Source organism: Pseudomonas sp. A125 (assembly GCF_055409485.1).
In genome coordinates, this window is sequence record NZ_JBUZVP010000001.1 from 72,866 (window position 1) to 97,375 (window position 24,510).

Here is a 24,510-nt window from a genome sequence, read left to right on the forward strand (position 1 = left end):
TCAAATCACTCCCAGGAGCAAAGCCGTCAGGGTCATCAACACTGACGCGGCGAACAGAAAGGGGATGGTGAAGCGCTGGTGATCGGCCAGTTCGATCTTGCACAGGCCCACCAACAGGAACGTCGCCGGTGTCAGCGGGCTGACCGGGAAGCCGGTGGTGTGCACGCCCAGCAACGAGGCCTGGGCCACTTGCAGCGGGTCGACGCCCAAGGCCTTGCCGACTTCGGCGATCACCGGCATTACGCCGAAATAGTAGGAATCGGGATCAAACAGCATGCTCAACGGCATCGAGAGGAAGCCCACCACCGCCGGGATCAACTTGCCGTGGCCCGCCGGAATCTGCGCCACCGCCACTTCGGCGATGGCCTTGAGCATGCCGGTGCCTTGCATGATGCCGGTGAACACGCCCGCAGCGAGCAGGATGCTGGCCATGGTCAGGGCGGTTTTCGCATGGGCATCGATTCGCGCACGCTGGGCGTCGACGTTCGGGTAGTTGATGCACAGCGCAACCACGGTGCCGAGCATGAACATCACTACCGGGTCGACCCAGCCGGCAATCATCACCACCATCACCAGCACCGTCAAAACCAGGTTGACCCAGAACAACCGCGGGCGGCGCAAGGCAATGTCATCCTCACTGAGCACCCGTTGCGGCACCGCGTCCACGCTGGAACCGGCGCCCAGGCCCAGGCGTTTTTCTTCGCGCCGGCCCAACCACCAGGCACAGGCGAACACGAAGACCAGGCCGACGATCTGCACCGGGATCAGCGGCTGAAACAGGTCGGCCACCGGCACATGCAGCGCCGCCGAGGAGCGCAGCACCGGGCCGGTCCACGGCAGGAAGTTGACCCCGGCCGCCATCGCCGCCACGCAGGCCAGGATGCGTTTGTCGATGCCCAGCCGCGTATACAGCGGCAGCATCGCCGGTATGGTCACCAAAAAAGTCACCGCGCCGGAACCGTCCAAATGCACCAGCAACGCCAAGGTCGCGGTACCGACGACAATCCGCGTAGGACGCGTCCCTACCGTGCGCAGGATGCGATCAATGATTGGATCCAGCATGCCGGCATCGGTCATGATCCCGAAGAACAGGATCGCGAACACGAACATGCCCACCACGGGGGCGACGTTCTTGATGCCGGTGATGATGAAGGCGCTGGTTTGCAGGCCGAACCCACCGAGCAGCGCGGCGATGATCGGCAAGGCGATCAAGGCCACCAGTGGCGACAGGCGTTTGCTCATGACAGCAGTGAGCAGGCACAGGATGGTGATGACACCCAGGGTAGCGAGCATGGGGGTAGCTCCAGAACGGCGTTTTCGGCCGGTTATTGTTTTCCCTGGAGTATTGGAATCGCGTTAGGCTTTGTAAATTGGAATATTCGGCCTCTCATATTCGTAAAAACAAAACGCTCGAGCAGAATAAAAATGAAAAATTCGATCCAGCATATCCAGGCGTTTCTCGCGGTTGCCCGCACCGGCAGTTTCACCAAGGCCGCGAACGAGTTGCACTTGTCGCCCTCGGCGCTGACCGTGCAGGTGCAGCAACTGGAAGAGTGGCTGGGGGTTGCCCTGCTCGACCGCAGCCCGCGCCACGTCAGTATTACCGCCGCCGGGCTGGACGCCCGCGGGCCGATGGAGAAGCTGCTGCTGGACCTGGACAACATCGTCAGCGGCTCCCGCGACCTGGCGGCCTTGCGCCGAGGCGTGGTGACCATCGCCGCCCTGCCCTCCGTGTGTGCGGGCGCCTTGCCGCCCGCCCTGCGCCTGTTTCGCGAACGTTTTGCCGGGATCGAGGTGCGCTTGCATGACCTGGTAGCCCATCGCATTCAAGCGCAGGTGCGTTCCGGCGAAGTGGATTTTGGCATTGGTGTACGGGCACGGTTGAGCCACGGGTTGGCGTTTGTGCCGGTGTTGAATGACCGCTTGTGTGCGTTCGTGCCGCTGGGCCATCAGCTGACCCGCCATGCCACGTTGACCCTGAAGCAACTGGCCGACCAGCCGATCATCCTCACCGGGCGCGACAGCAGCGTGCGCGAACAGGTGGATGCGTTGTTCGATGAAACCCGCCTGACGATGGTCGCGGGGATGGAGGCCAACTATATGTCGACGGTGTTGGCGTTGGTGCGGCAGGGGTTGGGGATCAGTGTGTTGCCGGAATCGGCGGCGGACAGCCTGGAGGGGTTGAAGCGGATCCCGATTGATCATCCGGGTGTGAACCGGGAGATCGGGCTGATCAGTCGCAGTGGGCAGCCGTTGAGCCCGGCGGCGCAGCGCTGTTTTGAGTTGCTCAATGAAGAACTGCGCCCCTTGTAGGAGCCCGGCTTGCCGGCGATGGCGTCCTTGAGGGCGCTATCGCCGGCAAACCTTGCTCCTACAGGGTTTCGGTGATCAGCCGAGCATTGCGACATGCCTTGGATGGCTGGCCACGCGTTTCAGCCAGGCCTGCACGCCCGGATAGGCACCCAGGTCAAAACCACCTTCATCCGCCACATGGGTGTAGGCATACAGCGCCACATCGGCAATCGAGAACTGGTCGCCCACCAAGTACGGCGTCAACTGCAACTGACGTTCCATCACCTTCAGCGCCTTGTAACCACCCTTGTGCAGCTTCTTGTACTCCTCCATGCGGTCTTGCGGCAGCCCCAGGTAAAACTGGATAAACCGTGCCACCGCAATATACGGCTCATGGCTGTACTGCTCGAAAAACTGCCACTGCAGCACCTGGGTGCGCAGGCGCGGTTCGGTCGGCAGGAATTCGCTGCCGTCGGCCAGGAAGTTGAGGATCGCATTGGACTCCCACAAGCAGGTGCCGTCTTCGAGCTCCAGCACCGGGATTTTGCCGTTGGGGTTCTTGGCCAGGAACTCGGCGGTCTGGGTGTCGCCCTTAAGGATATCGACGTCGATCCACTGGTATTCGATGCCCAACAGGTTGAGCATGAGTTTGACCTTGTAGCAGTTGCCCGATTTGTAATCGCCGTAGACCTTGTACATGGGGCTCCCCTTATGCCGCTTGCGCGTGCTGTGCTTGATGGACCACCGCAGCGAGACGCTTGAGACCTTCGTCCAGGCGCGCCGGGTCGATATGGCTGAAATTGAGCCGCAAGTGACCGTGATGGTTGTCCGGCTCGGAAAAGAACGGTTCACCGGGCATGAACGCGATGTCCTGGTCGAGCGCAGGTGCCAACAAGGTGCGGGTGTCGAACGGCTGTTTCAAGGTCAGCCAGAAGAATAATCCGCCCTGGGGTATTTGCCAGTCGGCCAGGTCGCTGAAATGCCGCTCCAGTGCAGCCTGGAATGCGTCGCGTCGGCCTCGGTAGAAACTGCGCAGTTCGACCAGGTGATGCTGATATTTCTCGGTACCGAGCCACTGCATTGCCTGCCACTGGCCAACGCGGTTGGTGTGCAGGTCGGCCGACTGCTTGAGCTTGAGCAGGTACGGGAACAGGTCGGGGCTGGCGATCAGATAACCGACCCGAAGGCCCGGCAACAAGGTTTTGGAGACGGTGCCGGTGTAGATCCAGCTGGCCTTTTTCAGACGGCTGACGATGGGTTGCGCGCTGGCGCCGTCGAAGGTCAGTTCGCGGTAGGGTTCATCTTCGATCAAGGTCACGCCGAACTCGTCCAGCAGCGCGGCCACCGCCTCGCGCTTGGCTTCGCTGTAGCGCACCGCGGAGGGATTCTGGAACGTCGGGATCAGGTAGACGAACGACGGACGATGCTGCTCAAGGCTGTTGCGCAGCGCCTTCAGGTCCGGACCGTCGGCTTCAAGCTGCACAGTCAGGCAATCGGCACCGAACAGCTGGAATATCTGCAATGCCGCCAAGTAGGTCGGGCCTTCCAGCAACACTTTGGTGCCCTTGTCGATGTACAGCTTGGCTGCCAGGTCCAGGGTTTGCTGGGAACCGCTAACCACCATCACCTGACTGGCCTGGCACGGGATGCCCAGCACCCGCGCCTCGGCCGCCAGTAACTCACGTAACTGCGGCTCGCCTTCGCTCATGCCGTACTGGCCAATGTTCAGCGGCATGCCCGTCCAATCCAGCTTGGGCAACATGACTTCGGCCGGAAGGCCACCGGCAAAAGACATCACCTGCGGTTTTTGCGCCGCGGCGAGAATTTCACGGATCAAGGAGCTTTTAAGGCGCGAAACACGTTCTGAGAAGGCCATAAGGGTCACCGGTAGCAAAGCCTGAGGAAAATACGTCAAACTGGTTGACCGAAATTACGACGACTTGGGCAGATACGTCAATATGCTTGACCTTAAAAACCAGACCAGCCAGCAAATCGCCATGGAAGCGTTCTTCTTCGGCTACCAGGCGTTCACCGCCAAGGCCGATGAAATGCTTGAGCGCCGGGGCTTGAGCCGGGTGCATCAACGTATCGTGTTTTTTATCGCGCGCTACCCGGCCTTGAGCGTCAAGGAACTGCTGGAACTGCTCGGCGTGAGCAAGCAGGCGCTGAACATGCCCCTACGCCAATTGCAGGAAATGCACCTGGTGGACAGCGTGGCCTCCGAGACCGACAAGCGTAAGCGTTTGCTGGAATTGACCGAGGAAGGCCAGCGCTTTGAACTATCCCTGCGGCGCGAGCAGGTAAAACTGCTGCAACGGGCATTTGCCGAGGCGGGCGAGACAGCGGTAGAGGGTTGGCTGGCAGTGAACAAGGCACTCGGTGGCCAATCCTGAGTTGCCTTTCATCCTTTTCGCACACAAAATAGAAAACATTATTTGCTTTATTTGTATACAAAAGCATAATTCGCTTCGTGCGAGTTCCTGACCCAATGGTCAACAAAACCCGCTGGTACCTCAAAGCGCTGCTGCCCACTCATGTGTCCGGCGCTGGAAATAACAATAAAACTCTTGAGGAGTACTTGCTGTGGAAAGCCGCAAATCCGAAGCCCCTACGCTCGACCTCTCGCCAACCCACAACGGTTGGCTGGAACGCCTGTTTAAACTGCGCTTGCATGGCACCACAGTGAAGACCGAGCTGATCGCTGGCCTCACGACCTTTATCACCATGGCCTACATCATCTTCGTCAACCCCAACATCATGGCCGACGCCGGGATTGACCACGGTGCCGCGTTTGTCGCCACTTGTATTGCTGCAGCGCTGGGCTGCCTGTTGATGGGCCTCTACGCCAACTGGCCAGTCGGCCTGGCGCCGGGCATGGGCCTGAACGCATTCTTCACCTACACCGTGGTCGGCACCATGGGCTACCACTGGGAGACCGCGCTGGGTGCGGTGTTTATCTCCGGGGTGTTGTTCATGATCCTGACGCTCTCGCGCATCCGTGAGTGGCTGCTCAACAGCATTCCGGTGAGCCTGCGCCACGCCATGGGCGCGGGTGTGGGGTTGTTTCTCGGGGTGATCGGCCTGAAAACCGCCGGCATCATCGTGCAAAGCCCGGCCACCCTGATCAAGCTCGGCTCCCTGCATGAGCCCGCGCCGCTGCTGGCAGCCATCTGCTTTTTGTTGATTGCGATCCTCAGCTACCACCGGGTATTCGGCGCGATCCTGATCAGCATCATCGCCGTGACCCTCGCCGGCTGGGGCCTGGGCCTGGTGGAATACCACGGCATCATGGCCACCCCACCAAGCCTGGCGCCGACCTGGATGGCGATGGACGTGATGGGCGTGTTCAACGTCAGCATGATCAGCGTGGTATTCGCCTTCCTGTTTGTGCACATGTTCGACACCGCCGGCACCTTGATGGGCGTGGCCCAGCGTGCCGGCCTGGTGAATGCCGACGGCAAGATCGAAAACCTCTCCCGTGCCCTGAAAGCCGACAGTGCTTCGAGCGTGTTTGGTGCGATGGTCGGCGTACCGCCAGTGACCAGCTACGTGGAAAGTGCCGCCGGGGTTGCGGCCGGCGGGCGTACCGGGCTGACCGCCGTCACCGTGGGCGTGCTGTTTGTCGCAGCGATGTTTTTTGCCCCGCTGGCTGGCATGATTCCGGCTTACGCCACCGCAGGCGCGTTGATCTACGTGGCCATGCTGATGATGAGCGGCATGGCCCATATCAACTGGGACGACGCCACCGACAGCATTCCGGCGATCGTCACCGCAATCATGATGCCCCTGACTTTTTCGGTCGCCGACGGCATCGCCCTGGGGTTTATCACCTACGTGGCACTGAAGGCCGGCACTGGTAAACACAAGGAAATTTCCATCAGCCTGTGGGTGCTCTGCGCGATTTTCATCGCCAAGTTCGCGTTCCTGTAGGCCAACCCGCTTCACCCCGCCTCACCCCGTCGGGTGGGGCTTTTGTACGAATGGAGGAATGCAATGAGTCTGGAAACCTGGCTGCTGTTCAGCGGCGCTGCGCTGGTGGTGATCCTGATCCCCGGCCCCCTGTCTTTGCTGATGATCAGCAACAGTTTGAACTACGGCCTGCGCCGGTCGTACCCGGCCTTTCTGGGTGGGGTGATCGCTTCGATCTGCCTGTTGAGCGCCTCGGCGCTGGGCTTGGTCGCCCCCGGCCCGCGCAGGAACAGGCGCAGTGCTGCCGGCAATTCCTGACGGTGACGCGCCGCGATTTCGTCGATCGGCTGGCTTGGCGCAATCACCAACACTTCCACCGGCGCCAAACCCTGTATCGCCGCATTGGCCGGCAACACATGGCTGAACTGGTTCAAGCGCTCCAGCAATTCGATATCGCCTTCCAGGCTGTCGATGAACGTGCTGTTGAGCATGTGCCCACCAATTTGCGCCAGCGTCGGCTCCTGGCCGGTAAACGTGCGGGTCGGGTTCGTCGGATCGTTACCGCGCGGGTTGCCACTGACACCCACCACCAGCACCCGGCTGGCGCCCAGGTGCAACGCAGGGCTGATGGGCGCCGACTGGCGCACCGCACCGTCGCCAAAATATTCCTGGCCGAGTTTGACCGGCGCAAACAGCAACGGAATCGCCGAACTGGCCAGCAGGTGTTCGACGGTCAATTGGGTGGGAATGCCGATACGCCGATGCCGCAGCCACGCATCAATGGTGCCGCCGCCCTGGTAGAAGGTCACGGCTTGCCCAGACTCGTAACCAAACGCGGTAACGGCCACCGCATGCAGGTGCTTCTGGCGAATCGCCTCGTTGATGCCCTCCAGGTGCAGTTTGTCGCGCAACAAGTCGCGCAGCGGCGAACTGTTGAGCAGCGCCACCGGCACCTGTGCGCCCAGCCCCAGCAGGCTGTGGATAAGGAATCGACTGGCCTGGCTGATCACCCCGGGCCAATCGCTGCGCAGCACCAGGTGGCTGCGAAAGCCCTGCCAGAAGGCGGTCAGGCGCGCGATGGCGGCGGTAAAATCCATGGCGCCGCTGGCCAGGCTGACCGCATTGATCGCCCCGGCCGAAGTGCCGACAATCACCGGGAACGGGTTGGCTGCGCCCGGCGGCAACAACTCGGCAATCGCCGCCAATACCCCCACCTGATAGGCGGCTCGCGCCCCGCCGCCGGAAAGAATCAAGCCTGTGACCGGTTCAGCTGGGCGCATCGCATCACTCCAGGGTGCTTTGGGACTTCAGATCAACGACGGCGTTTCTCATACAGCTTGGGCTCACCCGGCGGCCGGCTCTTGAAGCGGCGGTGGGTCCACAGGTATTGCTCAGGGCATTCGCGCACGGAGGCTTCGACCCACTGGTTGATGCGCAGGCAATCAACCTCGTCGGTTTCACCTGGGAAGTCGGTCAGCGGCGGGTGGATTACCAGGCGATAGCCACTGCCATCGGCCAGGCGCTGCTGAGTGAACGGCACCACCAGCGCCCTGCCCAGGCGGGCGAACTTGCTGGTAGCCGGCACGGTCGCCGCCTGAATACCGAACAAGGGCACGAAGATACTTTGCTTGGCGCCGTAGTCCTGGTCTGGTGCGTACCAGATGGCACGGCCGGCCCGCAGCAGCTTGAGCATGCCGCGCACGTCTTCACGCTCAACGGCCAGGGAATCGAGGTTGTGTCGCTCGCGGCCACGGCGCTGGATGTAATCGAACAACGGGTTGCCGTGTTCGCGGTACATGCCGTCGATGGTGTGTTTTTGCCCCAGCAAGGCGGCGCCAATTTCCAGCGTGGTGAAATGCAGGGCCATGAGAATCACGCCCTTGCCTTCCAGTTGCGCCTGCTTGAGGTGCTCCAGCCCTTCTACGTGCGCCAGGCGCGCCAGGCGCGGCTTGGACCACCACCAGCTCATGGCCATCTCGAAGAAGGCGATGCCGGTGGAGGCAAAGTTTTCCTTGAGCAAATGTTTACGCTCTTTGGCGGATTTTTCCGGGAAGCACAGTTCCAGGTTTCGCGCGGCAATGCGTCGACGTTCACCGGCCACCCGGTACATTCCCGTACCCAAGGCACGGCCAATCCCCAGTAAAGCCCGGTATGGCAACTGCACAATCAGCCATAGCAAACCGAGTCCCAGCCATAACAGCCAGAAACGCGGATGAAAAAATTCAGCTCGAAAACGCGGGCGATCCATTAAAGATTCCGGTAAAGACAACGGCCGCGCATTCTACAACGGTTCGACCCGGCTTGCGGCTAGCGGATGTTCTCGTTATAAGTCTCGACACTTTTCGTGACAAGCCGCTTTGCCGACCATGAGCCAAACCGAACCGCTAGACCAAGATCCCGTGTTCCAGCTGAAGGGCAGCATGCTCGCCATTACCGTGCTGGAACTGGCCCGCAATGACCTTGATGCCCTGGACCGCCAGCTCGCCGCCAAGGTCGCCCTCGCGCCGAACTTCTTCAACAATGCGCCGCTGGTGCTGGCCCTGGACAAACTCCCGGCCGGCCAGGGCGCGGTCGACCTGCCTGGGTTGATGCGTGTGTGCCGCCAGCATGGCCTGCGCACCCTGGCGATTCGTGCCAGCCGTATCGAAGACATTGCTGCGGCAATCGCCATTGAACTGCCAGTACTGCCGCCGTCCGGTGCACGGGAACGTCCGCTGGACCCGTTGGTCGGCGAAGAGAAGAAAAAGCCGGAGAAACCGCCGGAGCCGACGATCAAGCCTACCAAGATCATCACCTCGCCCGTACGGGGCGGGCAGCAGATTTACGCCCAGGGTGGCGACCTTGTCGTCATCGCCCCGGTCAGCCCGGGGGCGGAACTTCTCGCCGATGGAAACATCCATGTATACGGCCCCATGCGTGGCCGTGCACTGGCCGGCATAAAAGGTGACACCAAGGCCCGTATTTTTTGCCAGCAGTTGACCGCTGAACTAGTGTCCATCGCAGGCCAGTACAAGGTTTCGGAAGATTTGCGCCGCGATCCGCTGTGGGGGGCCGGGGTACAAGTCAGCCTGTCGGGCGATGTGTTGAACATCGTTCGTCTTTAACGGATACTGCCGCATTTTCCAAGCATCTCTGGACTCTGATAGCACAGCGAAAACGGCAAAACTTGTGTAGGAACAATTTGAAGTTGGGGTTTGCCTAGGCGAGCCGTGCTTTTTCCTACAAAAGCTGTCCGCCTGCAGCGAGTTTCAAGAGATGTTTTTCAGGGACTAAAAAGTCCTTTTTCCTTAGGGGTGAAACACCTTGGCCAAGATTCTCGTGGTTACATCCGGCAAGGGTGGTGTGGGTAAGACCACCACCAGCGCCGCTATCGGTACCGGCCTCGCTCTGCGCGGCCACAAGACAGTCATCGTCGACTTCGACGTCGGTTTGCGTAACCTCGACCTGATCATGGGCTGCGAACGCCGCGTGGTGTACGACTTCGTCAACGTCGTCAACGGCGAAGCCAACCTGCAACAGGCCCTGATCAAGGACAAGCGCCTTGAGAACCTGTATGTACTGGCCGCCAGCCAGACCCGCGACAAAGAAGCGCTGACCAAGGAAGGCGTGGGCAAGGTCCTCGCCGAACTGAAGGAAACCTTCGAATACGTGGTGTGCGATTCCCCGGCAGGTATCGAGACCGGTGCTCACCTGGCGATGTACTTCGCCGACGAGGCCATCGTCGTGACCAACCCTGAAGTGTCCTCGGTACGTGACTCGGACCGCATGCTCGGCCTGCTGGCCAGCAAGTCCCAGCGCGCCGAGAAAGGCGAAGAGCCGATCAAGGAACACCTGCTGTTGACCCGCTACAACCCTGAGCGCGTGAGCAAGGGCGAGATGCTCGGCGTTGAAGACGTCAAGGACATCCTGGCCGTGACCCTGCTGGGCGTGATCCCGGAATCCCAGGCCGTGCTCAAGGCGTCCAACCAGGGCGTGCCGGTGATTCTCGACGACCAGAGCGACGCCGGCCAAGCGTACAGCGATGCGGTTGATCGCTTGCTGGGCAAAACCGTGGAACATCGCTTCCTCGATGTAGCGAAGAAGGGATTCTTCGAGCGTATCTTTGGAGGCAACTAAACAATGAAATTTCTCGACTTCTTTCGCGCCAACAAAAAGCCAAGTACCGCGTCGGTAGCGAAAGAGCGTCTACAGATCATCGTGGCGCACGAACGCGGCCAACGCAGCACCCCGGATTACCTGCCAGCCTTGCAGAAAGAACTGGTTGAGGTGATCCGCAAGTACGTCAATATCGGCAACGATGACGTGCATGTCGCCCTGGAAAATGACGGCAGCTGCTCGATTCTGGAACTCAATATCACCCTGCCTGATCGTTGATCGAACAGGCGGTCGCCACGGCGGCTCGGTTATCTGGCACCCCTCATGGGGCCGGGTAAGCGAGCCGCCGTTGGCGTTTGTTACGAGGCTGTTTTAATGCCGTTGTCCAATGTCCATATCCTTCATCAGGACGCTGCTGTCCTGGTGGTGAACAAGCCTACCCTGCTGCTGTCGGTGCCCGGTCGCGCCGACGACAACAAGGACTGCCTGATCACCCGCCTGCAGGAAAACGGCTACCCCGAAGCCCGCATCGTCCACCGGCTGGACTGGGAAACGTCGGGCATCATCCTGCTGGCCCGTGACGCCGATAGCCACCGTGAACTGTCTCGTCAGTTCCACGACCGGGAAACCGAAAAGGCCTACACCGCGCTGTGCTGGGGCCAACCGGAACTGGACAGCGGCAGCATCGACTTGCCACTGCGCTACGACCCGCCCACCAAGCCACGGCACGTGGTGGACCATGAGTTCGGCAAGAACGCGTTGACCTTCTGGAAAGTCCTGGAGCGTTGCGGGGAGTGGTGCCGGGTTGAGTTGACGCCGATTACCGGCCGCTCGCATCAACTGCGTGTGCACATGCTGTCCATTGGTCACCCGTTGCTGGGCGATGGCTTGTACGCCCATGAACAGGCACTGGCAGCCTGGCCACGCCTGTGCCTGCACGCCAGCATGTTGAGCTTCACCCATCCCCAGAGCGGCGAGCGTTTGCGCTTCGAGTGCCCCGCGCCGTTTTAAGCTGCAAAACCGATCAAATGTGGGAGCTGGCTTGCCTGCGATAACGGTGTGTCAGCCCCCTATTGGTTACTGGCAGACCGCTATCGCAGGCAAGCCAGCTCCCACATGGGTTTTGTGCCCGTCTCAAGAAAGCAGCTTCCCTCCAAATTCTGAGCCAATACGGTAAACTCGCGCCATTGCTGTCTGGAGCTACTTATGCGCGAAGAGTTGAACCAAGGCCTGATCGACTTCCTCAAGGCCTCCCCTACCCCGTTTCATGCTACCGCCGCCCTGGCGCAGCGCCTGGAAGCGGCCGGTTTCCAGCGTCTTGACGAGCGCGAGACCTGGACCACCGAGGCCAACGGGCGCTATTACGTGACCCGCAACGACTCCTCGATCATCGCCTTCAAGCTCGGCCGCCACTCGCCGCTGCAAGGCGGTATTCGCTTGGTCGGCGCCCACACCGACAGCCCGTGCCTGCGGGTCAAGCCACAGCCGGAGCTGCAACGCCAGGGTTTCTGGCAACTGGGTGTGGAAGTGTACGGCGGCGCGCTGCTGGCACCGTGGTTCGACCGCGACCTGTCCCTGGCCGGCCGCGTTACCTTCCGCCGCGATGGCAAGGTCGAAAGCCAACTGATCGACTTCAAGCTGCCCATCGCGATCATCCCCAACCTGGCCATTCACCTGAACCGTGAAGCCAACCAGGGCTGGGCGATCAATGCCCAGACCGAACTGCCGCCGATCCTCGCGCAGTTTGCCGGTGACGAGCGCGTGGACTTTCGCGCGGTACTCACCGAGCAGTTGGCCCGTGAACACGGTTTGAACGCCGACGTGGTGCTCGACTATGAGTTGAGCTTCTACGACACCCAGAGCGCCGCAGTGATCGGCCTCAATGGCGACTTTATCGCCGGCGCCCGCCTCGACAACCTGCTGTCGTGCTACGCCGGCCTGCAAGCCTTGCTCACCGCCGAAACCGACGAAACCTGCGTACTGGTGTGCAACGACCACGAAGAAGTCGGCTCGTGCTCCGCCTGCGGTGCCGACGGCCCGATGCTGGAGCAGACCCTGCGCCGCCTGCTGCCTGAAGGCGATGAATTCGTACGCACCATCCAGAAGTCGCTGCTGGTGTCTGCCGACAACGCCCACGGCGTGCATCCCAACTATGCGGAAAAGCACGACGCCAACCACGGCCCGAAACTGAATGCGGGCCCGGTGATCAAGGTCAACAGCAACCAGCGCTACGCCACCAACAGCGAAACCGCCGGGTTCTTCCGCCACCTGTGCATGGCCGAAGAAGTACCGGTGCAGAGCTTTGTGGTACGCAGCGATATGGGTTGCGGCTCGACCATCGGCCCGATCACCGCCAGCCACCTGGGCGTGCGCACCGTGGACATCGGCTTGCCGACGTTTGCCATGCACTCGATTCGCGAGCTGTGCGGCAGCCACGACCTGGCGCACCTGGTGAAGGTGTTGAGTGCGTTTTACGCGAGTCGCGATTTGCCATAACTGGCAGGCTGACACCCATCAACTGTAGGAGCCGGGCTTGCCCGCGATGGCGTCGGCACAGTCAACAGGTATGTTGGCTGGCCCACCGCTATCGCAGGCAAGCCAGCTCCCACAGTTGATCTTCATTGTTTGATAGACCGGCTCAGTTCAACACTTCGCTCAGCGGAATGAAGTTGACCCGGTCACCGATTTCCAGCGTGGTCCCTTCCAGCACTTCCACCAAGCCCTCGGCCCACGCCGCACTGCGCAGCACACCCGAGCTCTGGTTGCGGTAGATGATCGCCTTGCCCTGCTCCAACCGACCGCGCAGGTACTCGCGGCGATTGCCCGGCTTGGCCCACACAAACCCCACCGGCACTTCAATGCGCAACGGCGCCACGTCCTGCACGCCCTGGCGGCGCAACAGGTAAGGCCGCGCCAGCAACGCAAAAGTCACCAGCGTCGACGCGGGGTTACCCGGCAAACCGATCACCGGTACGCCACGGAAATGCCCGAATGTCAGCGGCTTGCCCGGCTTGATTGCCAGCTTCCACAGCGCCAGCTCACCTTCTACGCGCAGGGCAATCCCGAGGAAGTCCGCCTCACCCACCGACACACCGCCAGTGGACAGAATCAGGTCAACTGAACCCAATGCGCCCAGGCGCTCGCGGGTTTGCTCCAGGTCATCCGGCAGGATCCCGGCGTCCACCACTTCGCAGCCCAGGCGCTCCAGCCAACTGCACAGCACCCGGCGATTACTGTTGTAGATCTGCCCTGGGCCCAGCGGCAGGCCCGGCTCGATCAACTCGTCGCCAGTGGACAACACGGCCACGCGGGCGCGCCGCACCACCTCCAGGCGATCACGACCCAGTGAAGCCGCCAGGCCCAGCTCAATCGGGCCCAGGCGTGTACCTACGGGCAACACCAGCTCGCCGACGGTGGTTTCCTGGCCTTGGGGACGGATGTTCTGGTCCACCTGCAACGCCTCTGTAAAGCTCACGCGCTGATCGGCATGGACCACAGCGTTTTCTTGCATCTCCACGCAGTCCGCGCCTTGCGGCACCGGGGCACCGGTGAAGATGCGTGCACAGGTGCCAGCGGCCAAAGGCTGCGGCGCCGTGCCGGCAAAAATGCGCTGGCTGACCACCAGTGGCTCGCCGGTCCAGTCCGCCAGACGCAAGGCGTAGCCGTCCATGGCGCTGTTGGGCCAAGGCGGCAAGTCCAGGGTCGACACCAACGCCTGCGCCAACACCCGGCCATCACACTCAGCCAGCGGCAAGGTTTCCTGCTCGCGAATGGGGGCTGCCTCGGCCATCGCCAGCAGGTGTTCGAGGGCGTCTTCCACCGGCATCAACGCGCCGGTCTTGCCCGGCTTATCCACGGGATTCACAGGGTTCGGCCTGCTTCAGGTGCGGAACGAAGTTGCACGGGCGGTGACGGTTATCCAGTTGCTCGGCGAGAATCCCGTCCCAACCGGTGCGCACCGCGTTGGTGGAGCCCGGCAAGCAGCACACCAGTGTGCCGTTGGCCAGGCCGGCCAGGGCACGGGACTGAACGGTGGAGGTGCCGATATCGGCCACGGAGATTTGCCGGAACAGCTCGCCGAAACCGTCCACCTGCTTGTCCAGCAGGCAGCTCACGGCCTCCGGTGTGCTGTCGCGGCCGGTGAAGCCGGTGCCGCCGGTGATCAACACCACTTGCACCACGTCTTCGGCGATCCAGTGCGCCACTTGCGCACGGATTTTGTACAGGTCATCTTTAAGCAGCACGCGCTCGGCCAACAGATGGCCGGCGGCGGTCAGCCGGTCGACGAAGACCTGGCCCGAGGTGTCGGTTTCCAGGGTACGGGTGTCACTGACCGTCAATACAGCGATATTCAGGGGTACAAAGGGCGCATCAGCCTTGGCTTTCATGGCTCGGTCCGGTTGTCGAAGGAACAGCCCGATGTTATATCACAGCCCCCTATTTCACTGCCCGCAGGAGCCGTCATGCCACGCCATTCTTCCCCACTGCCCTGCTCCGTGCTGTTGCTGGCCGGCGGCCGTGGCCAGCGCATGGGCGGCCTCGACAAGGGCCTGCTCGACTGGCACGGGCAGCCGCTGATCGCACATCTGCATCGCCTGGTGCGGCCGTTGACCGATGACCTGATCATCTCCTGCAACCGCAACCAGGTGCAGTACGCGGCCTACGCCGATCAATTGGTCGGCGATGACAGCCCGGATTTCCCCGGCCCCCTGGCTGGCATCCGTGCAGGACTGGCGGTGGCGCGGCATGGGCATCTGCTGGTATTGCCGTGCGATGTGCCGCAAATCGATGAGCGATTGCTCGCTGACCTGCGCAATACGGCGCAGCAGAACCCATTGCTGCCCGTGATGGTGCGCCACGGCAATTTTTGGGAACCACTGCTCTGCGTCATACCGACGCTGCTGCGTGAGCCCTTCGAACAAGCCTGGGATGCCGGCGAGCGCAGCCCGCGCCAGATCATGCAGGCGCTGGGTGCCAAGGCCGTGGATTGCCCCGCCGACGATCCGCGCCTGGCCAACTTCAATACACCGCAGTTGTTGCACCGCCCGCCCAGCGTGTCAGAATGAACGTCGAACAAGGAACTTTGCCGACGTTGCACACGTCACAAGGTCAGTAATTAAAAAAGCATTCTCTCGGAGACAAACTCATGACTCAACGGACCATCGCCGCTCTCATGCTTGCACTGGGCCTCGCTACCCTTGCCGGTTGCGCCTCGCCTACAGTGATCACCCTGAATGACGGTCGCGAAATCCAGGCCGTCGACACTCCTAAATTCGACAAGTCCACCGGCTTCTACGAATTTGAACAGCTGGATGGCAAGCGCACCCAGATCAACAAGGATCAGGTTCGCACCGTTAAAGACCTGTAAGTCTTAACGCCAGATACGAAAAAGCCCGCGTAATGCGGGCTTTCTCGTTCCTGGGGTTTACCAGTGCAAACTGATCTGGCTGCGAAAGCTGCGCGCAAGGCCGGTGACCGGGTCGATAAACCGCACGCCCTGGGCCAGCAGCTTGAGCGGGTTGGCGTAGTCGTCCTCGGCATCCTTGATGACATCGGGGTAGAACGGGTCGTTGCAGATACTCGCGCCCAACGCCGTCATGTGCACCCGCAGCTGGTGCTTCTTGCCGGTGACCGGAAACAGGCCGTAGCGCCACAAGTCGCCGTTCTTTTCCCGTACCTCCACCGCCGTCTCGGTGTTACTCGCACCCTCGCCTTCCTGCATGCGAAAGAACGGCTCGCCATCTACCAGCCGGCTTTTATGCACCAACGGGAAAGTCAGCCCGGGCAACGCCGGGGCGATAGCTTCGTAGAACTTGTCGATCTTGCGCGTGGGAAACAGCTGTTGATACGCCGAACGCGTCTGCGGATTTGCCGAAAACAGCACCAGCCCCGCCGTGTGCCGGTCGATGCGATGCAGCGGCACCAGGGCCGGATTGTCCAGGCGACGAATCAAGCGGCGCAACAGCGTTTGTTCGACGTATTCACCAGCGGGCGTTACCGGCAGGAAATGCGGCTTGTCTGCCACCACCAAGTGCTCATCGGCGTACAGGATCGTCTCCTGCACCGGGATCACTTTTTCGTTGGGCACTTCGCGAAAGTAGTAGATACACAGGCCTTCGCGGTAGGCCAGGCCTTGATTGATCGGTGCGCCGTTGATGTCCAGCACCCGGCCCCGGGCGATGCGGTCCAGCCATTGCTCACGGCTGATGGCCTGGAAATGCTCGCACAGGCAATCCAGCACGGTGGCCCAGGCGCCCGGCGGCAGGTACAAGGTGCTGGCTTGATGCTGGGCAGCGGAAAAAACGGACATGGGCAGGCTCAAAACGTGGCAATACAGACGCGCATTATCCCGCATGCGGCCGGATCAGGCCCAGCACAGATTCAAGCCTTGGCCAATTCCGCGCGCAGCACCGGTGACACACTGGCCGCCTCGGTGAACTCCTTGAGCCAGCGCAGCACGTCCACCGCTTCCCAGCGGCCTGGGTCGTAAAGCGCGTACAGCAAACCCTGATAACCCACTACGTCCAGCTGCTTGTGATAACCGGCACGCTGGAACAGCGCTTCGATCTCGGCAAAGCAGGTATTGAAATGCACTTTGTTAAACGGCGTCTTGCCTTCCGTGACCAGGCCATCGAGGCGCAGCTCGTTCACCGCATCGCGCACGACGTCGGCGGACATGCGATTGACGCTGCTTTTCAGTTGTTCAACATTCACCACGGGCGTTCCCTCTCATTCAATCGCTGTACAAACATACAGTAACCGAATAATCGGGAAGCCGCCATCGCCGAGTGCTAGCGCAGAAAGCTCACCACCTGCGCTTCATCGAACGGCCACTCCAGCTCGGCGCCCGTGTCCACCCGGCGCAGCACCGGAATCCGCAGGCCGTAGGCTTCGAACAGGGCTTCGGAATCGGCGATATCCACCAACTCCACCAACAGGCCGTGTTCGACCAACGGCATTATTTCGGCTTCGGCAAATTCACACAGATGGCAGCCCAGGGTGCCGAACAACTGACATTCAGGAAGCATGGCAAAGGGTCCGGGAAGAATCAGGTGCCTATTCTAACAGCGTCGGGGCACTGCAAAAGCCTGACCCAGGTCACCATGGCCTATAACTGATTCAGCGATTCTCGCGACTTTTTTCCCGTAATACCTGCAATGGAGCTGCGCGTGTTTGCCAACCTGCTGATTATCCTGGCCTCCTCCCTGGTGGTGATTGCGCTGTTTCGCCGCCTGCAACTGCCACCGGTGCTGGGCTATCTGTGTGTTGGCCTGGCGGTAGGCCCAACCGCCCTCGACTGGGTGAATGACAGCGAAGAGCTGCCAGACCTCGCCGAGTTGGGCGTGGTGTTCCTGCTGTTTTCCCTGGGCCTGGAGTTTTCCCTGAGCAAAATGTTCAGCCTGCGCCGGGTGGTGTTTGGCCTGGGCAGCCTGCAAGTGCTGTGTTGCGGGTTGCTGCTGGGCGGCCTGCTGGCGCTGTGCGGCCTGTCGCCGGCTACCGCGCTGCTGCTCGGCGCCGGCCTGGCGTTGTCGTCCACTGCGATCGTCAGCAAGGAGTTGACCAGCCTCGGGGAAATCTTCAGCAGCCATGGCCAGAATGCGATCGGGGTACTGCTGTTTCAGGATGTGGTGGCGGTATTGCTGCTGACCCTGGTGCCGGTGTTCGCCGGCAACAGCGAGCAAGCCTGGTATTGGGCATTGCCACAAACCCTGGGCAAGACCGTGGTGCTATTCCTCGGCCTGCTGCTGGCGAGCCGCTGGTTGCTGCCGCGATTGTTCCGCGAGGTGGCGGCGTCCCACTCGGCCGAGTTGTTCGTGCTGCTGGCACTGGTGATTGTGCTGCTCACCGCCTGGCTGACGCATTTGCTGGGTTTGTCCCCGGCCCTCGGCGCGTTTCTCGCCGGCATGCTGCTGGGCGAAAGCCATTACCGCCATCAGATCGAAGCCGATATCCGACCGTTTCGCGACATCCTGCTGGGGCTGTTTTTTGTCAGCATCGGCATGCTGATCGACCTGCAACTGTTCATCAGCCATAGCCTGTTGATCCTTGGCCTCACCCTCACCCTGATGGTGATCAAAGGCTGTGTCGTGGCGCTACTCGTGCAGCTACGCGGCAGCGACGGTGAAACCGCCTGGCGCAGTGGCCTGGCATTGGCCCAGGGCGGTGAATTCTGTTTTGCCTTGATGGCGCAAATGCAGCAAAGCCACCTGATGCCCGCCGAAATCAGCGGGTTGCTGCTCGCGGCCACCTTCTGCTCGATGCTACTGACCCCGCTATTGCTCAGGGCCGCCCCCGGCATCGCCCTGCGCCTGCACCGCAAGCCCAACCAGCAAGTGCAGCTTGAAGAGATAACCGCCCTCAACGCCGAGCTGCGCGGCCATGCGGTGATTTGCGGTTATGGCCGGGTTGGCCAGTCCATCGGGCGATTCCTGCAACGAGAGCAGCAGCCGTTCATTGCCCTGGATGACGACCCGGAGCGAGTCCAGGAAGCGGCCACCGCAGACAGCGCGGTGCATTACGGCGACTGCCGCCGTGGCGCCCTTCTCAGCGCCGTCGGCCTGGAACGTGCGCGCCTGGTGGTGATCGCGGTGGACAACAGCGACGTCGCCCTGACCGTGCTCAAGGAAGCGCGGCGGGTCAACCCTCACGTGCCGATCCTGGTGCGTACCCGTGACGACAGTCAGTTGGCCGAGCTGAAAGCCGCCGGCGCCACTGAAGTGGTGCCCGAGTTGCTGGAGTCGAGCCTGATGCTCGCCTCCCACGCGCTGATCCTGCTGGGTTTGTCGCACCAGCAGGTGAAGGCGCGTGTGGATGAAGTGCGCCACGGTCGGTACCAGTTGCTACATGGCTGCAACAAGGACCCGGGTGACTCGCCCCTCAATCCTGGCTGACGGCGCCAATCTTGTGAATCGACAAATCGGCGCCGTAATACTCTTCTTCCTGACTCAAGCGCAGGCCATACACGCGCTTGATCACGCCGTATACGAGGAAGCCGCCGGCCAGCGCCACCACCACGCCCAACGCGGTGCCGATCAACTGGCTGATCAAACTCACGCCGCCCAAGCCGCCCAAGGCAGTCTGGCCGAAGATCCCGCAGGCAATCCCGCCCCATACGCCACACAGCCCGTGCAGCGGCCACACACCCAGCACATCATCGATCTTCCAGCGGTCCTGGGCCGCGATGAAGCACCAGACGAACAGGCCACCTGCCACTACGCCAGTCACCAGCGCGCCCACCGGATGCATCAGGTCGGAACCGGCACAGATCGCCACCAGCCCGGCCAACGGACCGTTGTGCAAGAAGCCTGGGTCGTTACGCCCGATCACCAGTGCCGCCACCGTGCCGCCGACCATCGCCATCAGCGAATTGACCGCCACCAGCCCGCTGACCCCGGACAGGGTTTGCGCGCTCATGACGTTGAAGCCAAACCAGCCCACGATCAAAATCCACGACCCCAACGCCAGGAATGGAATGCTCGACGGCGCGAACGCCACCAGGCGCCCTTCCCGATAACGCCCCTGGCGCGGCCCCAGCAACAGCACCGCCGCCAGCGCCAGCCAGCCGCCCATGGCGTGCACCACGACGCTGCCGGCAAAGTCATGGAAGCTGGCGCCGAAGGTGGCCAGCAACCAGGCTTGCAGGCCGTAGTTGCCGTTCCACACCATGCCTTCGAAAAACGGGTAGATGAACGCCACGATCAACGCGGTGGCGCACAGTTGCGGAGCAAAACGTGCACGCTCGGCAATCCCCCCGGAAATGATCGCCGGGATCGCCGCCGCAAAGGTCAGCAGGAAGAAGAACTTGACCAGCCCATAACCGTGGTCGGCGCTGATCACCGCCGCCGGCTGCATGAAGGTCACGCCGTAGGAGATCCAATAGCCTATAAAGAAATAGGCCAGTGTGGAGATGGCAAAGTCGCTGAGGATTTTCGACAGGGCATTGACCTGGTTCTTCTGACGCACGGTGCCAACTTCCAGGAACGCAAAGCCGGCGTGCATGGCCAGGACCATGACCGCACCAATCAGAATAAACAACGTGTTGGAGCTGTGGACGAGGGTGTCCACCGCGCTTTGCAAATTTTCCATGGAGAATGGCAGGCCTGCACATGCAGGAAAAAGCACCAAAGCAGTTCATGACCTTCATGACGCGCACTAAATTGGCACTGGCGGCCCGACCCTCTGTTGAGGCCGTGAACCGCTTTAGCGCAGCAATCATTGCAAAAGGCAGAATACGACAGGGTTTTTCCGCGAGTTTTAGTTATTTAGGGTAAGGTTTTTAAGGGTTTGAGCCCCGACCGCCCGGATTCAGCGCAAGGCCCAAGGCCTGCGCACCAAGGCAAAGCAAAAGCTGTACCAGACAATTGCAGTGAACCTTCACCGGCGCCGGTGACTCGAAACCAAAAGTAAACAGACCAGCCACTCACGGAGATAACCATGGCCAGCAAAACGGCAAAGACTGCTCAAGAAATATTGATGGCGGATTTTCAAACCCTGGTCAGCGATACCGAGAAGCTGCTGGATGACACCGCGATCCTCGCCGGAGACCAGGCAGACGAATTGCGCAGCAAGATTCACGAAAGCCTGCTCAAGGCCCGTGAAACCCTGCAACTGACCGAAGACTCGCTGCGTGAGCGCGGCCAGGCGGCGGTTAACGCCACTGAAGATTATGTCCAGGCCAACCCTTGGCAGTCCGTTGGCATTGCGGCCGGCGTGGGCTTTCTGATCGGCCTGCTGGCTACAAGGCGCTAATTATGTCTATCGGCGAATCCGGCTCGTCCACGGGCCCAAGTTCTACCTCGCGGCGCCTGGGCGCGGCTGTCCTGGGTTTGCTGCACAGCCACGTCGAGCTGTTTGGCATCGAGTTGCAGGAACAGAAAGCCCGCACCGTCAGCCTGCTGCTGTTCGCAGGCCTGGCACTGGTGTTTGCCTTGCTGTTGCTGGTGGGTTTGTCGGCGCTGGTGATGATCCTGGTGTGGGACACCTACCGCCTGACCGGGATCATCAGCCTCTGCGTGTTCTACATACTGGCCGCAGCGTTCTGCGGGTTGCGCTTGAAGGCGGCGGTGTTCGATGAGTCCACGCCGTTCCACGCCACCCTCGAAGAGCTGGCCAACGACCGGGAGCGCCTGCTGCCATGAGCCTGACTGAATTGCCGCACAACACTTCCCGGCGGGAAATGCGCAAGGCGTTGATCCGCCTGCGCATGGAAATGCACCGCCAGGAAATCCGTCATGAGTCCCAACAACTGATGCTGCCACTGCAAAAGGTGCGCAGCATGGGCCAGAGCTGGCAGGACGGGTTCGGCATCAAGCACGCGCCCCTTTGGGGCGTGGGCGTGGTGACCCTGCTGGGTTTTCTTACCGGCAAAGGCGCCAAGGGTGGCGGAATCGGCACCATGACCCGCCTTGTACGGCTTGGCGCCGGTTTGATCCCGCTGATCAAACTGGCCATGCAAGGTGCTTCGCGTAAAAATTGAGCCGCACTGGCTGCATTCTTGCAAACAGATCAGGCCCGGCCCTCTCCATCGAGGGTCGGGCCTTTTTTATTTCGGTCTTTTAAGGAGGCTCCGTGATCGACGAGCAACCGCTCGCCTGCTTCCAGCCATTCATCGACACCGCCACCGGCCGCATCGCCGGCGTAGAAGCCTTGGGCCGCCTGCGCCAGGCGAATGGCGAACTGCGCTCGGTGGGCCCGTTGTTTGCCGACCCGCGCACACCCTCCGTGGCACTGCGCCGCCTGGACCGGCAGATCCGCGACAATGCCCTGAGCCGCCTGCACGAAGCACCGGAGGAATGGTTTCTCAGCCTGAATATCTCGCCCCGCTGGATCACCCGCCTGCGCCCGGGCCAGGCCCTGCCGAGCCTTAAACAATTACAGGTACATAACGTCGACCCGCGCCGCATCGTGTTCGAGATCACTGAGTTGGGCGGCGATATCCTGCGGTTGGCGCAAGTGGTCGAGCGCTACCGCGAGGCCGGAGCGCGGATCGCCATTGATGACTTCGGCGCCGGGTATTCGCAACTGGACCGGGTGCTGGCACTGCAACCGGACATCCTCAAGTTGGACATGCGCCTGTTCCAAGCCGCCGCCCGTGGCGGCCCCAGTGGTGAAGTGGTGCGGGCGCTGGCTCAAATGGCAGAAAAGACTGGCTGCTGGATCATTGCCGAAGGCGTGGAAACCGAGGTGCAACTGAATTTCGCCCTGGAATGTGGTTCACGTTATGTCCAGGGCTACCTGTTCGCCCAGGCCCAACTGGAGTGGTTCGACACCGACGCGTTCGTGCCGCGCTTCGCCCAGTTGCGCACCGACTATGTCCAGCAGAAGCTCGCCGAGCGTGGGCGGATCATGCTGCTGCGCCGGCAACTGGCAGAACTGATGCAAATCCTGCAAACCTGGGCGCAAGCGCGGGCACCGTTGAGCCAACTGCCGCAATTGCCAGCGTTTCCCTGGCTGCTGCGCTTTTACCAGTGCGACCGGCATGGCACGCAATTGACGCCCAACTTCGAGTGGCACCAGGGTGCCTGGCAAGCCGACAGCCGCTACCTGGGACACAACTGGTCCTGGCGCCCGTATTTTTATCACTTGCTGGCCGAGGGCTGGGAGGAGCGGCGCCTGACACTGTCATCGACCTATCGCGATGCCACCACCAACCAATACTGCCTGACGGCCGGGCAATTCTTTGATAACGGCCAGCGCCTGCTGTTAATCGATATCGACGCCGCCGGCTTGTAGTTTTTCGCTTGCGAAGGCCCGGCCGAACCGGGAAGCTGGGAGGCGTCATTCACCGCACGGAGAGTACCCGCCTTGGATTGGCCCACCCTGCTTACCCGCGAACGCCTCGGAAAACCCCTGCACAGCCCGGAAGAACTTGGGCGCAGCCCGTTTCACAAAGACCATGACCGCATCATCTTTTCCGGTGCGTTTCGCCGCTTGGGCCGCAAGACCCAAGTGCACCCGGTGTCCAGCAACGATCACATCCACACCCGGCTGACCCATTCCCTGGAAGTCAGTTGCGTGGGGCGCTCGCTGGGCATGCGCGTGGGCGAAACGATCCGCAGCGCCCTGCCCGACTGGTGCGACCCCAGCGACCTGGGCATGGTGGTGCAATCGGCCTGCCTGGCCCACGACATCGGCAATCCGCCTTTTGGTCATTCGGGTGAAGACGCGATCCGGCACTGGTTCCAGCAGGCTGCGGGGCGTGGCTGGCTGGATGACATGAGCAGCGCCGAACGCAATGACTTCCTCAATTTCGAAGGCAACGCCCAGGGCTTCCGGGTACTCACCCAACTGGAATACCACCAGTTTGACGGTGGCACCCGCCTGACCTACGCCACCCTGGGCACCTACCTGAAATACCCCTGGACCGCCCGCCACGCCGACTCTTTGGGCTACAAGAAACACAAGTTCGGCTGCTACCAGAGCGAGCTGCCGATTCTGGAGCAGATCGCCCAGAAACTCGGCTTGCCGCAACTGGAAGAACAGCGTTGGGCGCGGCACCCGCTGGTGTACCTGATGGAGGCCGCCGACGACATCTGCTACGCGTTGATCGACCTCGAAGACGGCTTGGAAATGGAGCTGCTGGAATACGCCGAGGTCGAGTCACTGCTGCTGGACCTGGTGGGCGACGACTTGCCGCAAACCTACCGGCAGCTCGGCCCGCTGGACTCCCGGCGCCGCAAGTTGGCGATTCTGCGGGGCAAGGCCATCGAACACCTGACCAACGCCGCGGCCCGGGCGTTCGTCGAACAACAGCAAGCGCTGCTGGCCGGCACCCTGCCGGGCGACTTGGTGGAGCATATGCATGGCCCAGCCAAGCGCTGCGTACTGGACGCCAAGGACATGGCCCGCGAAAAAATCTTCCAGGACAAGCGCAAGACCCTGCATGAGATCGGCGCCTACACCACGCTGGAAATTCTCTTGAACGCTTTTTGTGGCGCTGCCCTGGAACAACATGGCGGGCGCACGCCTTCGTTCAAGAACCGGCGCATTCTCGACCTGCTGGGCAATAGCGCCCCAGACCCCTCGGGGTCATTGCACGCCTCGTTCCTGCGCATGATCGACTTCATCGCCGGCATGACCGACAGCTACGCCAGTGAGATGGCCCGGGAAATGACCGGGCGCTCCAACCCGCAATAACCCTTGGCCCTGCCGTGGCTGGCAGGGCTACTTTAAAGAATCGCCCTACGAACGGAACAGAGCGGCCTGATCGAGGTT

Annotated in this window: 27 protein-coding genes and 1 pseudogene; 17 read left to right on the forward strand and 11 right to left on the reverse strand. The window is 61.6% G+C overall.

Annotated features, from left to right (window positions below; translation table 11 throughout):
• Entirely contained in the window at positions 1 to 1,293 is a 1,293-nt protein-coding gene (locus ACZRN6_RS00340; RefSeq protein WP_322144133.1) for a CitMHS family transporter, read from the reverse strand.
• Positions 1,294 to 1,425: 132 nt separating this feature from the next.
• Here ACZRN6_RS00340 and ACZRN6_RS00345 point away from each other — a divergent pair, with 132 nt between their 5' ends.
• Positions 1,426 to 2,313 (forward strand): LysR family transcriptional regulator, encoded by an 888-nt coding sequence (locus ACZRN6_RS00345; protein WP_464006959.1) that lies wholly within the window; start codon positions 1,426 to 1,428, stop codon positions 2,311 to 2,313.
• A gap of 75 nt (positions 2,314 to 2,388) precedes the next feature.
• Here the strand turns inward: ACZRN6_RS00345 and ACZRN6_RS00350 are convergent, their stop codons facing one another.
• Together ACZRN6_RS00350 and ACZRN6_RS00355 are read right to left on the reverse strand one after the other, a co-directional pair.
• Positions 2,389 to 2,991, reverse strand: coding sequence for a glutathione S-transferase family protein (locus ACZRN6_RS00350; protein ID WP_322144131.1), 603 nt, complete (start codon positions 2,989 to 2,991; stop codon positions 2,389 to 2,391).
• A gap of 10 nt (positions 2,992 to 3,001) precedes the next feature.
• Entirely contained in the window at positions 3,002 to 4,168 is a 1,167-nt protein-coding gene (locus ACZRN6_RS00355; RefSeq protein WP_464006960.1) for an aminotransferase-like domain-containing protein, read from the reverse strand.
• Between the two features lie 82 nt (positions 4,169 to 4,250).
• On the opposite strand from ACZRN6_RS00355, the gene ACZRN6_RS00360 reads away from it, so the two are divergent.
• From ACZRN6_RS00360 to ACZRN6_RS00370, 3 genes and pseudogenes are all read left to right on the forward strand, one after another.
• Positions 4,251 to 4,685 carry a MarR family winged helix-turn-helix transcriptional regulator gene (locus ACZRN6_RS00360; RefSeq protein ID WP_322144129.1) on the forward strand — a complete coding sequence of 145 codons (435 nt, stop codon included), beginning with the start codon at positions 4,251 to 4,253 and terminating at the stop codon, positions 4,683 to 4,685.
• Between the two features lie 190 nt (positions 4,686 to 4,875).
• Entirely contained in the window at positions 4,876 to 6,222 is a 1,347-nt protein-coding gene (locus ACZRN6_RS00365) for an NCS2 family permease (RefSeq protein WP_322144128.1), read from the forward strand.
• A gap of 63 nt (positions 6,223 to 6,285) precedes the next feature.
• Positions 6,286 to 6,474, forward strand: a pseudogene (locus ACZRN6_RS00370) (LysE family translocator); the annotation flags it as partial.
• Here the strand turns inward: ACZRN6_RS00370 and ACZRN6_RS00375 are convergent.
• Together ACZRN6_RS00375 and ACZRN6_RS00380 are read right to left on the reverse strand one after the other, a co-directional pair.
• Complete coding sequence (locus ACZRN6_RS00375; RefSeq protein WP_464006961.1) at positions 6,384 to 7,481, reverse strand: patatin-like phospholipase family protein; 1,098 nt, start codon at positions 7,479 to 7,481, stop codon at positions 6,384 to 6,386. The pseudogene ACZRN6_RS00370 and the gene ACZRN6_RS00375 overlap by 91 nt on opposite strands.
• 32 nt (positions 7,482 to 7,513) lie before the next feature.
• Entirely contained in the window at positions 7,514 to 8,449 is a 936-nt protein-coding gene (locus tag ACZRN6_RS00380; RefSeq protein ID WP_464006962.1) for a lipid A biosynthesis lauroyl acyltransferase, read from the reverse strand.
• 118 nt (positions 8,450 to 8,567) lie between these two features.
• Between ACZRN6_RS00380 and minC the strand changes: the two genes are divergently transcribed.
• From minC to ACZRN6_RS00405, 5 genes are all read left to right on the forward strand, one after another.
• The gene (gene minC / locus ACZRN6_RS00385) at positions 8,568 to 9,305 is read left to right on the forward strand and encodes a septum site-determining protein MinC (protein WP_003209099.1); all 738 of its coding nucleotides are present in this window, start codon (positions 8,568 to 8,570) and stop codon (positions 9,303 to 9,305) included.
• Positions 9,306 to 9,504: 199 nt separating this feature from the next.
• On the forward strand, positions 9,505 to 10,317 hold the full coding sequence (gene minD / locus ACZRN6_RS00390) for a septum site-determining protein MinD (protein WP_010176105.1): 813 nt from the start codon (positions 9,505 to 9,507) through the stop codon (positions 10,315 to 10,317).
• Positions 10,318 to 10,320: 3 nt separating this feature from the next.
• Positions 10,321 to 10,575 (forward strand): cell division topological specificity factor MinE, encoded by a 255-nt coding sequence (gene minE, locus ACZRN6_RS00395; RefSeq protein WP_003175252.1) that lies wholly within the window; start codon positions 10,321 to 10,323, stop codon positions 10,573 to 10,575.
• Between the two features lie 96 nt (positions 10,576 to 10,671).
• Positions 10,672 to 11,307: an RluA family pseudouridine synthase gene (locus ACZRN6_RS00400; RefSeq protein ID WP_464006963.1), complete on the forward strand. Its 636-nt coding sequence runs from the start codon at positions 10,672 to 10,674 to the stop codon at positions 11,305 to 11,307.
• 195 nt (positions 11,308 to 11,502) lie between these two features.
• Positions 11,503 to 12,792, forward strand: a complete 1,290-nt coding sequence (locus tag ACZRN6_RS00405) for a M18 family aminopeptidase (RefSeq protein WP_003209095.1) — start codon at positions 11,503 to 11,505, stop codon at positions 12,790 to 12,792.
• 142 nt (positions 12,793 to 12,934) lie between these two features.
• On the opposite strand, the gene ACZRN6_RS00410 is transcribed toward ACZRN6_RS00405, so the two are convergent.
• Both ACZRN6_RS00410 and moaB read right to left on the reverse strand, forming a co-directional pair.
• Positions 12,935 to 14,161 carry a molybdopterin molybdotransferase MoeA gene (locus ACZRN6_RS00410; protein ID WP_464006964.1) on the reverse strand — a complete coding sequence of 409 codons (1,227 nt, stop codon included), beginning with the start codon at positions 14,159 to 14,161 and terminating at the stop codon, positions 12,935 to 12,937.
• Positions 14,145 to 14,684 (reverse strand): molybdenum cofactor biosynthesis protein B, encoded by a 540-nt coding sequence (gene moaB, locus ACZRN6_RS00415; protein WP_003209092.1) that lies wholly within the window; start codon positions 14,682 to 14,684, stop codon positions 14,145 to 14,147. Before moaB ends, ACZRN6_RS00410 begins: the two co-directional genes overlap by 17 nt.
• A gap of 75 nt (positions 14,685 to 14,759) precedes the next feature.
• Here moaB and mobA point away from each other — a divergent pair, with 75 nt between their 5' ends.
• Entirely contained in the window at positions 14,760 to 15,362 is a 603-nt protein-coding gene (mobA, locus tag ACZRN6_RS00420) for a molybdenum cofactor guanylyltransferase MobA (protein ID WP_464006965.1), read from the forward strand.
• 80 nt (positions 15,363 to 15,442) lie between these two features.
• Positions 15,443 to 15,664, forward strand: coding sequence for a YgdI/YgdR family lipoprotein (locus ACZRN6_RS00425; RefSeq protein ID WP_003209090.1), 222 nt, complete (start codon positions 15,443 to 15,445; stop codon positions 15,662 to 15,664).
• 57 nt (positions 15,665 to 15,721) lie between these two features.
• Here ACZRN6_RS00425 and ACZRN6_RS00430 read toward each other — a convergent pair whose 3' ends face one another.
• The 3 genes from ACZRN6_RS00430 to ACZRN6_RS00440 form a co-directional block, all read right to left on the reverse strand.
• Entirely contained in the window at positions 15,722 to 16,612 is an 891-nt protein-coding gene (locus ACZRN6_RS00430) for a pseudouridine synthase (protein WP_322148647.1), read from the reverse strand.
• Between the two features lie 65 nt (positions 16,613 to 16,677).
• A complete protein-coding gene (locus tag ACZRN6_RS00435; protein WP_322144113.1) occupies positions 16,678 to 17,013 on the reverse strand; it encodes a transcriptional regulator in 336 nt (111 codons plus the stop codon).
• Between the two features lie 74 nt (positions 17,014 to 17,087).
• Entirely contained in the window at positions 17,088 to 17,324 is a 237-nt protein-coding gene (locus tag ACZRN6_RS00440; protein ID WP_464006966.1) for a glutaredoxin family protein, read from the reverse strand.
• A gap of 141 nt (positions 17,325 to 17,465) precedes the next feature.
• On the opposite strand from ACZRN6_RS00440, the gene ACZRN6_RS00445 reads away from it, so the two are divergent.
• On the forward strand, positions 17,466 to 19,187 hold the full coding sequence (locus ACZRN6_RS00445; RefSeq protein WP_464006967.1) for a cation:proton antiporter: 1,722 nt from the start codon (positions 17,466 to 17,468) through the stop codon (positions 19,185 to 19,187).
• Here ACZRN6_RS00445 and ACZRN6_RS00450 read toward each other — a convergent pair.
• Positions 19,174 to 20,382, reverse strand: coding sequence for an ammonium transporter (locus tag ACZRN6_RS00450; RefSeq protein ID WP_322144110.1), 1,209 nt, complete (start codon positions 20,380 to 20,382; stop codon positions 19,174 to 19,176). The genes ACZRN6_RS00445 and ACZRN6_RS00450 overlap by 14 nt on opposite strands.
• A 348-nt stretch (positions 20,383 to 20,730) precedes the next feature.
• On the opposite strand from ACZRN6_RS00450, the gene ACZRN6_RS00455 reads away from it, so the two are divergent.
• From ACZRN6_RS00455 to ACZRN6_RS00475, 5 genes are all read left to right on the forward strand, one after another.
• A complete protein-coding gene (locus tag ACZRN6_RS00455) occupies positions 20,731 to 21,045 on the forward strand; it encodes an ElaB/YgaM/YqjD family protein (RefSeq protein ID WP_322144109.1) in 315 nt (104 codons plus the stop codon).
• A gap of 2 nt (positions 21,046 to 21,047) precedes the next feature.
• A complete protein-coding gene (locus ACZRN6_RS00460; protein WP_003209078.1) occupies positions 21,048 to 21,434 on the forward strand; it encodes a phage holin family protein in 387 nt (128 codons plus the stop codon).
• Complete coding sequence (locus ACZRN6_RS00465; protein ID WP_322144108.1) at positions 21,431 to 21,772, forward strand: hypothetical protein; 342 nt, start codon at positions 21,431 to 21,433, stop codon at positions 21,770 to 21,772. The genes ACZRN6_RS00460 and ACZRN6_RS00465 overlap by 4 nt, the downstream gene beginning before the upstream one ends.
• A gap of 92 nt (positions 21,773 to 21,864) precedes the next feature.
• The gene (locus tag ACZRN6_RS00470; protein WP_464006968.1) at positions 21,865 to 23,028 is read left to right on the forward strand and encodes an EAL domain-containing protein; all 1,164 of its coding nucleotides are present in this window, start codon (positions 21,865 to 21,867) and stop codon (positions 23,026 to 23,028) included.
• Between the two features lie 72 nt (positions 23,029 to 23,100).
• The gene (locus ACZRN6_RS00475; protein WP_464006969.1) at positions 23,101 to 24,432 is read left to right on the forward strand and encodes a deoxyguanosinetriphosphate triphosphohydrolase; all 1,332 of its coding nucleotides are present in this window, start codon (positions 23,101 to 23,103) and stop codon (positions 24,430 to 24,432) included.
• The last annotated feature ends 78 nt before the right edge of the window (positions 24,433 to 24,510 follow it).

Excerpts from the sequence above, each read along its gene's own strand:
- ACZRN6_RS00375 (WP_464006961.1), bottom strand. The coding sequence starts at position 7,481 with ATGCGCCCAGCTGAACCGGTCACAGGCTTGATTCTTTCCGGCGGCGGG.
- ACZRN6_RS00350 (WP_322144131.1), bottom strand. The coding sequence starts at position 2,991 with ATGTACAAGGTCTACGGCGATTACAAATCGGGCAACTGCTACAAGGTC.
- ACZRN6_RS00340 (WP_322144133.1), bottom strand. The coding sequence starts at position 1,293 with ATGCTCGCTACCCTGGGTGTCATCACCATCCTGTGCCTGCTCACTGCT.
- ACZRN6_RS00465 (WP_322144108.1), top strand. The coding sequence starts at position 21,431 with ATGAGCCTGACTGAATTGCCGCACAACACTTCCCGGCGGGAAATGCGC.
- ACZRN6_RS00440 (WP_464006966.1), bottom strand. The coding sequence starts at position 17,324 with ATGCTTCCTGAATGTCAGTTGTTCGGCACCCTGGGCTGCCATCTGTGT.
- ACZRN6_RS00405 (WP_003209095.1), top strand. The coding sequence starts at position 11,503 with ATGCGCGAAGAGTTGAACCAAGGCCTGATCGACTTCCTCAAGGCCTCC.
- ACZRN6_RS00345 (WP_464006959.1), top strand. The coding sequence starts at position 1,426 with ATGAAAAATTCGATCCAGCATATCCAGGCGTTTCTCGCGGTTGCCCGC.
- ACZRN6_RS00450 (WP_322144110.1), bottom strand. The coding sequence starts at position 20,382 with ATGGAAAATTTGCAAAGCGCGGTGGACACCCTCGTCCACAGCTCCAAC.
- ACZRN6_RS00400 (WP_464006963.1), top strand. The coding sequence starts at position 10,672 with ATGCCGTTGTCCAATGTCCATATCCTTCATCAGGACGCTGCTGTCCTG.
- ACZRN6_RS00360 (WP_322144129.1), top strand. The coding sequence starts at position 4,251 with ATGCTTGACCTTAAAAACCAGACCAGCCAGCAAATCGCCATGGAAGCG.
- mobA (WP_464006965.1), top strand. The coding sequence starts at position 14,760 with ATGCCACGCCATTCTTCCCCACTGCCCTGCTCCGTGCTGTTGCTGGCC.
- ACZRN6_RS00455 (WP_322144109.1), top strand. The coding sequence starts at position 20,731 with ATGGCCAGCAAAACGGCAAAGACTGCTCAAGAAATATTGATGGCGGAT.
- ACZRN6_RS00425 (WP_003209090.1), top strand. The coding sequence starts at position 15,443 with ATGACTCAACGGACCATCGCCGCTCTCATGCTTGCACTGGGCCTCGCT.
- ACZRN6_RS00460 (WP_003209078.1), top strand. The coding sequence starts at position 21,048 with ATGTCTATCGGCGAATCCGGCTCGTCCACGGGCCCAAGTTCTACCTCG.
- ACZRN6_RS00355 (WP_464006960.1), bottom strand. The coding sequence starts at position 4,168 with ATGGCCTTCTCAGAACGTGTTTCGCGCCTTAAAAGCTCCTTGATCCGT.
- ACZRN6_RS00380 (WP_464006962.1), bottom strand. The coding sequence starts at position 8,449 with ATGGATCGCCCGCGTTTTCGAGCTGAATTTTTTCATCCGCGTTTCTGG.
- minC (WP_003209099.1), top strand. The coding sequence starts at position 8,568 with ATGAGCCAAACCGAACCGCTAGACCAAGATCCCGTGTTCCAGCTGAAG.
- moaB (WP_003209092.1), bottom strand. The coding sequence starts at position 14,684 with ATGAAAGCCAAGGCTGATGCGCCCTTTGTACCCCTGAATATCGCTGTA.
- minE (WP_003175252.1), top strand. The coding sequence starts at position 10,321 with ATGAAATTTCTCGACTTCTTTCGCGCCAACAAAAAGCCAAGTACCGCG.